Genomic DNA, 11,252 nt, shown 5'->3' with positions numbered 1-11,252 from the left:
GCGGGGGCCTGCCGCGGGACACGATGGCCGGGGGCCGTCGCGGGGTTCGGGGGCGGGCCGGGGCGTCGTCACAGGGGGTGCGGACGCCGCCGGGCGCCGTCACGAGCGCCGCGTGGGGGCCCTTCGGGCGGACGTCGTCGCTCGCCGCGCCGGTTCACCTGGGTCGTGGAAACGGACCGGTGCCATGCGTGTCTGCTCCATCCTCGTGGACAACACGGAACACCCCGCGGCCGGTATCCTGACTCCCGGATCTGCGCGCGCCCCCGGCCTTCCCGACGGTGTTCTTCCTCCGTCAGTGGCCTTCTCTCCGAAGGGCGTGCTTCCCGGTCACAGTGGCGGGACCGCGCCGGATTCACACCGGCTTCCCTGCACCGCGGGCCTTGGCCCCGAAGATATAGTTGGACGTCCTAGTAAGTCCACCCCACCCGCCGGGCGGTTGCCGCGGCGGATGGTGTCGTCTCAGGTCAGACGGGCTCCGGCGGCTCGATCGGCGTCCGGTCCTTCAGGGCCGCGCGGTCGTCCGTCTCGTAGGTGAGGCGATTGATCACCTCGACGACGCCGTCGACGCTCTCGCACAGCCGCACCGCCACGACGACCAGGCTGCGGCGCGCGAGGGTGCCGCTGAGCGTGACGGTGCCGTCCGAGACCTCCACGGTGACGGCGGACGGCGGGACGTTCAGCGTGCGGGTCAGCACGTCCTCCAGGATCTCCTCCTGGATCGCGCGGTCGCGCCGCAGGAAGAGCTGGACGAGGTCGCCGCGGCTGAGCACGCCGATGAGCAGCCCCTCCTCGTCGACCACCGGCAGCCGCTTGACGCCCTTCTCCTCCATCACCCGGGCCGCCCGGATCGCGCTCCACTGCGGGCGCGCCACCACGGCGGGGCTGGTCATGAGCGAGGCGGCGGTGTTCGACGGCGTCCGGTCGATGTGCCGTCGCAGCAGATCGGCCTCGGAGACGACGCCGAGCGTGCGGCCCGCCCCGTCCACCACCGGTACCGCGCTGATGTCGTACTCGTCCAGCAGCCGCGCGATCTCACCGAACGCCGTGCCGAGCTGTACGGCGACGGCGCCGGGCGTCATCAGATCGGCGACACTGCGGTGCCTCATCGTGTTCTGGTCCCTCCCGATATCCACCCCAACGGGATATCTGCGGTCCATTGTCGCGCGTCCCCGGGCGATGCCGTCCGGTACCTCCGGAGGAGGGGGCGGCCGGTCCGGGTCAGCCGCGGGTCGCGACGAAGGCCACCAGGGCGATCAGGGCGGCGCAGACGCCCAGGTTGACCAGCTTGTGCTCCCAGAACACCGCGACGAACTCGCGGAGGGTGGCGCTCGGCCGGAAGTACCGCGCGGTCGGCGAGCCCAGCACCTGACCGGGGACGCCGGACTGACGGGCCGTCATGGCGGCGCGGAAGGCGTGGAAGTTGTTGGTGACCACGACACAGCGGTAGTCGGGCTTCCCGGCGGTCATGATCTCGTGGCTGAAACGGAGGTTCTCGTCGGTGGTCCGGGAGCGGTTCTCCTCCTGGACGTGGTCGGCCGGGGCGCCCTGCTCGACCAGCCAGCGGGCCATCGCCTCGGCCTCCGGCAGCTTCTCGTCCGGCCCCTGGCCGCCGGAGGTGAGCAGGACCGGCGCCGGGCCGCCGCGGGCGAGCTGCGCGTCGTGGATCTCCAGGCCCTTGCGCAGCCGGGAGGCGAGCAGCGGCGGCACCCGCTCGCCGCCGATCAGCCCGGAGCCCAGCATGACGACGTAGTCGACGTCGCCGCGGACCGCGATCCGGCCGTAGAGGAAGGCGTAGGCGAGGAAGCAGAGGAAGAGGAAGGAGACGTAGGCGGCGAGGAGGAGCACCGCCACGGCGACGGGGAGGAGGGGCGTGCCCTGGAGTCGGCCCAGCCCGACCAGCAGGGCGACCAGACCGAAGACGGCCACGCCCAGCAGACCGGAGAGGAGATTGGCCGGGCGGAGCCCTTCCCTGCGGGCCATGGTGACGCCGTTGGCCACCAGGAAGCCGCCGAGCGCCACCACGCCGACGACGGGCACCGCGAAGACCAGCAGATAGGCCGCGACGGCCACACCGGGAGGCAATTGACCGACCTTGCCGAGGAGCCAGCCCGAGAGGCTGAGCAGCGCCAGTCCGAGGAGGACCGCGTTACGGAACCTGCGGCGGTCCTGCCGGACGCTGAGACCGAAGAGAGCGAAGAGGAGGACGGTCATGACCATGCCCGAAGTATGCCTGGACGCCGCACCGCCCGGCGGCCCGCTGCAAAGACCGGGACCGATCCGCGACAGGGCAGGTCAGACCGGGTACGGCGGGTATTTTCGGCGGTGGCGCGCGGCCGTCGGGGAGGTCCGGGCGGGCCGCGTCCGGGGCCGGTCGGCCCTGGCCGGGCGGCCGCCGCGGCGCGAGGGTGGGAGGAGGTCCCGGAGCCGGAAGGCGGTGGCGACGATGGAGCTTCCCGTGGTGGTGGGCGTCGACGGTTCCGACGCGAGCCTGACGGCCGTCGACTGGGCCGCCGACGAGGCCGTACGGCACGGACGTCCACTGCGGGTGGTGCACGCCTCGCTGTGGGAGCGGTACGAGGGCGTGGAGCCGGACCCGGCCGCGGACCGGCCCGCGGAGCAGCTGCTCGCCGAGACGATCGCCGCCGCCGCGGCCGAACGCGCCGGACAGCGGGCGCCGGGCCTGGCCGTCACGGCGGACGTCGCCGCCACCGACGCGGCGACCGCCCTGCTCGACGCGGCGCAGGAGGCCGTCCTCCTGGTCGTCGCGGACCGCGGGCGGGGCGCGGTGGCCGGTCTGCTGCTGGGCTCCGTCAGCCTGCTGGTCGCCGCCCGCGCGCACTGCCCGGTCGTCGTCGTCCGGGGGGACCGGCAGGCCCTGGACGGTGAGCACGGGCGGGTGCTGCTGGGCATCGGCGACCACGACGTGGACTCCCCGGCCGTACGGTTCGCGTTCCGGGCGGCGGCGGTGCGGGACGCGGAGCTGGACGCGGTCCGCACCTGGCGGCGGCCGCTCCACGAACCGGCCGACCATCCGCTGCTGGCCGGTGCGCCCGGCACCTACCATGCACAGCGCGCCGGGGAGCTGCTCGACGAGGCGCTGGCGGCCGCGGTCCGCGACCGTCCCGGGGTGCGGCTGCGCCGGAGCACGCCCGAGGGGACCGCGCGCCGGACGATGACCGCATGGTCGGCCGCCGCCGATCTGCTGGTGCTCGGGGCGCGGCGGCGCGGCGGTGTCTTCGGGCGGGAGTTCGGCGGCGTCGTCCACCGGGCGCTGCACCACGCGGTCTGCCCGGTGGCCGTCGTCCCGCAGCGGCGCCCGGCCACCGCCGAGGCGCCCGAGGAGCCCGAGGAGGAGCCGTGACGGGGACGACCGGCGGTCGCGCGGTGCGGCGCCGGAGCTGAGGGACGGGGTACGGAGCCGGAGATGAACGACGTCCTGGTCGGTGTGGACCCGCAGGAGCTGTCGGTCCCGGCGCTGGTGTGGGCCGCCGACGAGGCCGCGCACCGCAGGGTGCGGCTGCGGCTGGTCACCGTCGCGCCGCCGCTGCGGTACGGCGCGTTCACCCGCCGCAGCACCCTGCTGATCCGCGCGCAGTCGGCCCTGGCGACGGCGGAGGACCTGGTGCGGGAGCTGCACAGCGGGCTGTGGACCGCGACGGAGTTCCTGGACGGGCCGCCGGTCGCCGTGTTGCGGGACCGGACGGCGGACGCCGCGCTCGCGGTGCTGGGGTCGCGGCGCCTGGGCCGGGTCGCCGAGGTCCTCGGGGAGGCGTCGGTGGCGATCCCGCTGGCCGCGCGGGCCCACTGCCCGGTCGTGGTGGTCCGCGACCCGGAGCGTCCGGCGGTCCATCCGCCGCTGGTCGTCGTCGGGGTGGACGGCGGGCCAGGCTGCCGGGCGGCCGTCGGCTTCGCGGTGGCCGAGGCGGCGCTGCGCGAGGCGCGGCTGCGGGCGGTCTGGGTGTGGCCCGGCCCGTTCCCCTACCGGGACGACACCGAGGAGGACCTGCTCGAACGCCGCCGCGCGCTGTCCGAGGCGGTCGCCGGGTGGGCCGAGCGCTACCCCGAGGTCCCGGTGGAGCAACAGGTCGTCCGGGGCCGCCCGGTCGAGGAGCTGAGCCGGGTCTCGTACGCCGCCCTCGCGGTGGTCGTCGGCCGCGGGAGCCACGGCGGGCGGCTCGGGTCGACGGTCCACGGGCTGCTGCACCGTGCGGCCTGTCCGGTGGTCGCGGTGCCGCCCGCGGAGGAGTGATGAGACGGCCGGTGGGGCGTTACGGGGCCGCCCGGGGCGTCAGCTCGCACCGTACGTCCACCACGCCCTCCACGGCGCGGGTCAGACGGGCGGCGAGCGGGACGACCGCGGTGTCGGTGACCTCGCCGGAGAGGGTCACGACGCCGCCGTCGACGGTGACGCCGATCCGCCGGGGCGCGTCCGGGAAGAGCGGTTCGACGACCTCGCGGCGTACCTCGGCGGCGAGGTCCCGGTCTGGGCGGAGGAACACCTTGAGCAGGTCGGCGCGGCTGACGATGCCGCGGAGGGTCCCGTCCTCGTCGACGACCGGCAGCCGTTTGACGTGGTGGGTGGCCATCAGCCGGGCGGCCTGGGGCAGGGACGCGCCGGTGCCGACGGTGACGGCGGGTGCGGCCATGAGGTCCTCGGCGCGGCGGGCGCCCGCCTTGGCGGTGGCGTCGAGGCGGCGCCGCTGTTCGATCATCCCGGTGCGGTGGTCGTGGAACTCCTCCTTCGCCAGCAGATCGGCCTCGGACACCACCCCGACGACCCGGTCCGCGCCCTCGACGACGGGCACGGCGGTCACCTTCCACCGGGCCATCGCCGCGACGATCTCCTTGAATCCGGCGTCCCGCCGGACCGCGACGACCTGCCGCGTCATCACATCGGCGACGGTGAAGTGCTGGGCGGTCATGGGGCGTTCCTCATCGTGCGGGTGCGGGCCGCGTGACGGGGTGGACGGGCGGGGTGCGGGGTCCGGTCGGTGGCCGGTGCGCGCCGCGCCGTCCGGGCGGGCGGCCTGCTCCCACCGTCCCGCGGCGGGGTGCGCGGCGCATGCCGGGCGGGGAGGGGCCGTCCGGCGCCGGGCCGCTCCCGGTTGCGGCGGCGCCGGTTCGCGGAACCCTGGAAGGGACCACGGCCGACCGGGGTCCGGGCGCGGGCGCTCCCCGGCGGGGCTGCGCCCGGGGGCCGTCGCAGGGTGCCCGGGCGGTCCGTACGCCGTGCGCGAGGAGGCTTCAGGTGAACTCCCCCGGCCCGCCGACCGGCCCGCTGCGCGCGGTCGTCCTGGACACCGACGGCGTCCTCCTCGACTCCGCCCGGCTGCACGCCGCGGCGTGGCGGACCGCGCTGGACGCCTGCCTCCGGGCCGTCGCGGGCGGCGCGCAGCCGCCGTTCGACGGCGACGCCGACTACCGCCGGTTCGTCGACGGGAAGTCCCGCCACGACGGCGCCGCCGCCTTCCTCACCGCCCGGGGCATCGCCCTCCCGACGGGCACCCCGGGCGATCCGCCCGGCTTCGGCACCGTGTGGGCGGTCGCCGCGGCCAAGGAGCGGGCGTTCGTCGAACGGGTGCGGAGCGAGGGCGTCACCGCGTTCCCGGACGCCGGACCGGCGCTGCGGGCGCTGCGCGCCGACGGGGTGCCGTGCGCCGCGGTGTCCGCCTCCCGGCACGCCCGCGACCTGCTCGCGGCCACCGCGCTCGACCGGCTCCTCACCGTGGTCGTGGACGGCGTGGACGCCGCCCGGCACGGTCTCGCCGGGAAGCCCGACCCGGCGCTCTTCCTGCACGCCACCGCCCTGCTCGGCGCCCGCCCGGCGGAGACCGCGGTCGTCGAGGACGCGCTCGCCGGGGTGCGGGCGGCCCGGCGGGGCGGCTTCGGGCTCGTCGTCGGCATCGACCGGACCGCGGACGGCGCCGCCCGCGCCGCGCTGCGCGAGGCGGGCGCCGACGAGACGACCGACACGCTGACGGCGCTGGTCGGACGCGTACGGAGGGAGCACGGATGACGGACCCCGACTGGCGCTACGACCGCTACGACCCGGAGCGCGAGCGGCTGGTGGAGGCGCTCTGCACGCTCGGCAACGGCCGGTTCGCCACCCGCGGCTCCGCCCCCGAGTGCCCCGCCGGACCCGTCCACTACCCGGGCACCTACCTCGCGGGCTGCTACGACCGGCGCACCTCGGAGGTCGCGGACCGGCGGGTCGAGAACGAGGACCTGGTCAATCTGCCCAACTGGACGCTGCTGCGCTACCGCTGCCGCCCCGACGACGCCCCGCCCGGCCCCTGGCTGACGCCCGGTGCGGCGCGCCACTGCACCGCCCGCCTCGACCCGCGGACCGGCGTCCTGAACCGGTATCTGTTCTTCGAGGACGCCGAGGGGCGCGGGCTGCGCGTCTGCCATCTGCGGATCGTCCACATGGGGGACCCGGATCTGGCGGCGCAGCGCACCCTGTTCCGTGCCTACGGCTGGCGCGGCACCGTCGAGGTCGAGTCCGCGCTCGACGGCGCCGTCACCAACAGCGGTGTGGAGCGCTACCGCAACCTCGAAGGGCGTCATCTCACCGGCCACCGGGCGGGGTTCCGGTCCGACGGCACCGCCTGGCTCACCTGCCGGACCACCGACCCGGGCATCCGGATCGCACTGGCACTCCGGACCGAAACCGTCCCGGAGTGCCCCGCCCGGGAGGCGGTCACGGAGACCGGGGCCGTCCGGACGTACCGGCTGCCGGTGGCGCCCCACCGCACGGTGGCGCTGGTGAAGACCCTGGCGCTGCGCTCCTCCCTGGACCGGCCGGTCGCCGATCCCACCGCCGCCGCCTGCGACGAGGCCGCCCGGGCACCGGCGCTGCCGCGGCTGCTCGCCACCCATGAGGCGGCCTGGGCGCGGCTGTGGGCGGAGGGGGAGTTGGAGGTGCCGGGTGAGGCGGGCCGGATTCTGCGGCTGCACCTGTTCCATCTGCTGCAGACGCTCTCCCCGCACACCGCCGACCTCGACGCCGGTGTCCCCGCGCGCGGGCTGCACGGCGAGGCGTACCGGGGGCACATCTTCTGGGACGAACTGTTCGTGCTGCCCTATCTCGGTCTGCACTTCCCGGAGGTGGCGCGGTCCCTGCTCCGGCATCGCCACCGGCGGCTCCCGGCCGCGCGGGCGGCGGCGCTCCGCACCGGCCGCGCGGGCGCCATGTACCCCTGGCAGAGCGCGAGTTCGGGCCGCGAGGAGACGCAGACGCTGCATCTCAACCCGCGCTCCGGGCGCTGGCTGCCCGACCACTCGCACCTCCAGCGCCATGTCGGCTCGGCCATCGCCCACAACGTCTGGCGGTACGCGGAGACCACCGGCGACCGCGGGTTCCTGTACTCCGCCGGGGCGGAGATCCTGCTGGCGGTCGCCCGTTTCTGGTCCGGAGCCGCGACCTTCGACCCGGCGCTGGAGCGCTACCGGCTCACCGGCGTCGTCGGGCCGGACGAGTACCACGACGCCTACCCGGACGCCGCCGCGCCCGGCATCGACGACAACGCCTACACCAACGCGACCGCCGCCTGGGTGCTCGCCCGCGGTCTCGACCTGCTCGGTGAACTGCCCGCCGCCCGGCGCGCGGAGCTGTCCGGGGACCTCGGGCTCGACGCCGAGGAACTCGCCCGCTGGGACACGCTCTCGCGCCGTCTGTACCTCCCCTTCCACCGGGGCGTGCTCAGCCAGTTCGCGGGGTACGGCGAGCTGGCGGAGCTGGACTGGGCGCGCTACCGGGACCGTTACGGCGACATCCGCCGGCTGGACCGGATCCTGGAGGCCGAGGGCGACACCGTCAACCGCTACCAGGCGTCGAAACAGGCCGACGCCCTGATGCTCGGATACCTCTTCCGCCCGCCGGAGCTGGCCGCGCTGTTCTCCCGGCTCGGCTACCGGCTGGACGACGCGCTGTGGCGCGCGACGGTCGACTACTACCTGCGGCGCAGCAGCCACGGCTCGACGCTGAGCAGCCTCGTCCACGGCTGGCTGCTCACCCGCGGGGACGGGCCGGGCGCCTGGGCGCACTGCCGGGAGGCGCTGCTCGGTGACGTCGCCGATCTGCAGGGCGGGACGACGGGCGAGGGCATCCATCTGGGGGCGATGGCGGGCACCGTCGACCTGGTGGAGCGCGGGCTGACCGGTCTGGAGGCGGGCCCGGAGGGGTTGCGGGTGGCGCCGGTGACGCTGCGGGAGATCCCCCGGTTCGCGTTCACCTGCTGCGTCGGCGGGCACCGGGGCGTACGGCTGCGGATGCTGCCGGGGCGGCTGGCGGTCCGGGTCCCGGCGTCGTCCCGGGGCCCGCTGCCGGTCGTCCTCCCCGGGGACCGGCACCGCACCGTCGCGCCGGGCGAGGAGCGCTGGTTCCGGCTCTGAGGCGGCCCCGGGCGGGCTCGACAGGAAGGCGGCCCGGGCCCGGACTACGGTGAAGGTGGGCCACGCGCGCGGGCGGAGGTGGCGATGGGGACCGGTGACCCGCAGCGGAAGGGCAGGGTCCCGCGGCTGCGGCTCGACGAACTCCTCGACGAACTGCGGGGACGCGTCGACGAGGTCCGCGGCGCCCGGGACCGGCTCGACGGACTCCTCGACGCGGTCATCGCCGTCGGGGCGGAGCTGGAGCTGCCCGAGGTGCTGCACGGCATCGTGCGGGCGGCCGTGACGTTGGTGGACGCCCGCTACGGCGCGCTCGGCGTCATCGGCGACGACCACCGGCTCGCGGAGTTCGTCCCGGTCGGCATCGACGACGAACTACGGGCCCGGATCGGCGAGCTGCCCTCGGGCCACGGGCTGCTCGGCGAGCTGATCCGCGATCCGCGGCCGCTGCGCCTGTCCGAGCTGGCCGGGCACCCCGCCTCGTCCGGATTCCCGCCGCACCACCCGCCGATGCGGTCGTTCCTCGGGGTGCCGATCCGCGTCCGCGACGAGGTCTTCGGCAATCTCTACCTCACCGAGAAGCGCGGCGGCGCCGACTTCGACGACGAGGACGAGGCGGTGGTGACCACGCTGGCCGTCGCCGCCGGTTTCGCCCTCGACAACGCCCGCCTCTACGAACGGGGCAGGCTCCGGCAGCGGTGGCTGGCGGCCGGTTCCGATCTGACCCGCGCGCTGCTGTCCGGGGCGGCGGAGTCGGAGGTCTTCGACGGCATGCTGGAGCAGGCGGTCGCCATCGCGGGCGCCGACACCGGGGTCTTCTACCTCGTCGGGCCCGGCGGTGCCGTCCACGGCTCGCTGGCCCGGGGCGAGCGGGCCGCGGACCACCGGGACGTGGCGTTCCCCGGCGGCGGGGGGACGCTGACCGCCGCCGCGCTGGACCGCGACGGGCCGGTCACGGTGGCGGACGCGGAGCACGACGGGCGGGTCACGGCGCAGCCGGACCGCTGGCCGGGCTGCGGCGCGGCGGTGGCCGTCGCGGTCGGTACGGAGGAGCGTCCGAGCGGGGTGCTGGTGCTGGCCCGGCGGCGCGGGCGCCCGCCCTTCACCAGCGCCGAGGTCACCCCGCTCCCCGGCTTCGCCGACCGGGCGGCGCTCGCCCTCGAACTGGCCGCCCGGCGGCGCGACGCGGAGCGGGCGAGCCTGCGCGAGGACCGCGACCGGATCGCCCGTGACCTGCACGATCTGGCGATCCAGCGGCTCTTCGCGATCGGGTTGACGCTCCAGGGCGCGCGCCGGTTCGTGGACCGTCCGGAGGCGGCGGAGCGGCTGGCCCGGGCGGCCGAGGACCTGGACGCCACCATCAAGATCATCCGCTCGACGATCTTCGGCCTCCGCGCCCACGACCTCTCCGGCGCCGCCCCGAAGCTCCGTAACCGGGTGGTCGCGGCGGTGGACGCGGCCGTGCCCGCCCTCGGCTTCACGCCCGCCCTGCGGATGGAGGGCCTGCTCGACACGGAGGTGCCGCCCGGGGTGGCCGAGGAGGTCGTCGCGGTGCTCGGCGAGGCGCTCACCAATGTGGCCCGCCACGCACGGGCCCGCCGGGCGGAGGTCTCCGTCGCCGTCGGCGGCGGCACCCTGACGGTGACGGTGGACGACGACGGCGTCGGCATCCTGTCCGGGACCGCCCGCAGCGGTCTGCGCAACCTCGCCGAACGCGCCGATCTGCTGGGCGGCTCGCTCACCGTCGGCGCCCGGTCCGGGCCGGGCGGGGGGACCGCGCTGGTCTGGCGTGTTCCGGTGGTGGCGGAGGAGGGGTGAGGCGGCCCGGCGCGGCCGTCAGCCGTGTCCGGGGCGGTGGCCGGGGAAGGGGGCGCGGGCCGGGGGCGGCGGGTGCCGGTGGGACGGTCCGTGGTCCTGCGGCCGTGCGTGCTCCTGGGCCTGCGCGGCGAGGACCGCGGCCTGGACGCGGCGTTCCACGCCCAGCTTCCCGAGCAACCGGGAGATGTGGTTCTTGACCGTCTTCTCCGAGAGCCGGAGCCGGTGCGCGATCTGCCGGTTGGTGAGGCCCTCGCCGATCAGCTCCAGCACGGCCCGCTCCCGCTCCGACAGCACCGCGAGCCGCTCCTCCTCGGGCGCCTTCGCCTCCCCGGGACCGCGCAGCGAGCGCATCAGCCGGGCGGTGGTGGCCGGGTCCAGCATCGACTGCCCGGTGGCCACGGTCCGTACCGCCGAGACGAGGTCGGCGCCCTGGATCTGCTTGAGCACATAGCCCGCGGCGCCCGCCATGATCGCGTCCAGCAGGGCGTCCTCGTCGTCGAACGAGGTCAGCATCAGACAGGCGAGTCCGGGCATCCGCGAACGCAGCTCCCGGCAGACCGCGATGCCGTCGCCGTCGGGGAGCCGGACGTCGAGCACGGCGACATCGGGCCGGAGCGCGGGGCCCCGGGCCACCGCCTGGTCCGCGGTCGCCGCCTCCCCGGCCACCTCCATCCCGGGCGCGTCGTCGATCAGATCGCGCAGCCCCCGGCGTACCACCTCGTGATCGTCGACGAGGAAGACGCGGATGGCGGTGCCGGTGGGCGGTGTGGTCGGGGTGTCGGACATGGCGCTCCCTGCGGGCGGAGGCGGATCTACCCGTATTGTCCGCCTTCCGCCGGTCCGGGGCGGGCGGCGGGTGCGTCCTCCGGCCGGGCCGGGTGGGCCGTCGTGCCCCGGGTGGGGGCCGACCGGCCCATGCGCGGTACGGGCGGGGCGGCGGAGGCTGGGCGGGTGGACAGGAACAGGGACGCTCCGCGGGCGGGAGGGGGCCGGGCCCGGGCGGTCCGGGACAGTTCGCCCCGCACACCTTCAGGAAGCCTTCC

The 11,252-nt window shown here is 76.0% G+C and carries 9 protein-coding genes and 1 riboswitch; of the genes, 5 read left to right on the top strand and 4 right to left on the bottom strand.

Annotation, left to right across the window (positions count from 1 at the left end):
- Nucleotides 1–211: 211 nt before the first annotated feature.
- A riboswitch (cobalamin riboswitch) is annotated at nucleotides 212–391 on the bottom strand.
- A gap of 73 nt (nucleotides 392–464) precedes the next feature.
- Complete coding sequence (locus tag IF23_RS0101310; RefSeq protein WP_030278799.1) at nucleotides 465–1,106, bottom strand: CBS domain-containing protein; 642 nt, start codon at nucleotides 1,104–1,106, stop codon at nucleotides 465–467.
- Nucleotides 1,107–1,218: 112 nt separating this feature from the next.
- A complete protein-coding gene (locus IF23_RS0101305) occupies nucleotides 1,219–2,217 on the bottom strand; it encodes a YdcF family protein (protein ID WP_030278797.1) in 999 nt (332 codons plus the stop codon).
- 226 nt (nucleotides 2,218–2,443) lie between these two features.
- On the opposite strand from IF23_RS0101305, the gene IF23_RS0101300 reads away from it, so the two are divergent.
- Nucleotides 2,444–3,361, top strand: a complete 918-nt coding sequence (locus IF23_RS0101300; RefSeq protein WP_030278795.1) for a universal stress protein — start codon at nucleotides 2,444–2,446, stop codon at nucleotides 3,359–3,361.
- A 63-nt stretch (nucleotides 3,362–3,424) separates the two neighbouring features.
- Complete coding sequence (locus tag IF23_RS0101295) at nucleotides 3,425–4,249, top strand: universal stress protein (RefSeq protein WP_030278793.1); 825 nt, start codon at nucleotides 3,425–3,427, stop codon at nucleotides 4,247–4,249.
- A 19-nt stretch (nucleotides 4,250–4,268) separates the two neighbouring features.
- Here IF23_RS0101295 and IF23_RS0101290 read toward each other — a convergent pair whose 3' ends face one another.
- A complete protein-coding gene (locus tag IF23_RS0101290) occupies nucleotides 4,269–4,922 on the bottom strand; it encodes a CBS domain-containing protein (RefSeq protein ID WP_030278790.1) in 654 nt (217 codons plus the stop codon).
- A 326-nt stretch (nucleotides 4,923–5,248) separates the two neighbouring features.
- Here IF23_RS0101290 and IF23_RS0101285 point away from each other — a divergent pair, with 326 nt between their 5' ends.
- The 3 genes from IF23_RS0101285 (at nucleotide 5,249) to IF23_RS0101275 (ending at nucleotide 10,209) form a co-directional block, all read left to right on the top strand.
- Nucleotides 5,249–6,016, top strand: coding sequence for an HAD family hydrolase (locus tag IF23_RS0101285; RefSeq protein ID WP_037676969.1), 768 nt, complete (start codon nucleotides 5,249–5,251; stop codon nucleotides 6,014–6,016).
- Nucleotides 6,013–8,394: a glycoside hydrolase family 65 protein gene (locus IF23_RS0101280; protein ID WP_030278786.1), complete on the top strand. Its 2,382-nt coding sequence runs from the start codon at nucleotides 6,013–6,015 to the stop codon at nucleotides 8,392–8,394. The genes IF23_RS0101285 and IF23_RS0101280 overlap by 4 nt, the downstream gene beginning before the upstream one ends.
- An 84-nt stretch (nucleotides 8,395–8,478) precedes the next feature.
- Entirely contained in the window at nucleotides 8,479–10,209 is a 1,731-nt protein-coding gene (locus IF23_RS0101275; protein WP_030278784.1) for a sensor histidine kinase, read from the top strand.
- An 18-nt stretch (nucleotides 10,210–10,227) separates the two neighbouring features.
- Here IF23_RS0101275 and IF23_RS0101270 read toward each other — a convergent pair whose 3' ends face one another.
- Nucleotides 10,228–10,995, bottom strand: coding sequence for a response regulator (locus IF23_RS0101270; RefSeq protein WP_078653713.1), 768 nt, complete (start codon nucleotides 10,993–10,995; stop codon nucleotides 10,228–10,230).
- Nucleotides 10,996–11,252 lie beyond the last annotated feature (257 nt).

Origin of the sequence: Streptomyces catenulae (assembly GCF_000718015.1) — a bacterium.
GTDB classification, from domain to species: domain Bacteria; phylum Actinomycetota; class Actinomycetes; order Streptomycetales; family Streptomycetaceae; genus Streptomyces; species Streptomyces catenulae.
This window is presented reverse-complemented; position numbering and strand designations above follow the sequence as displayed.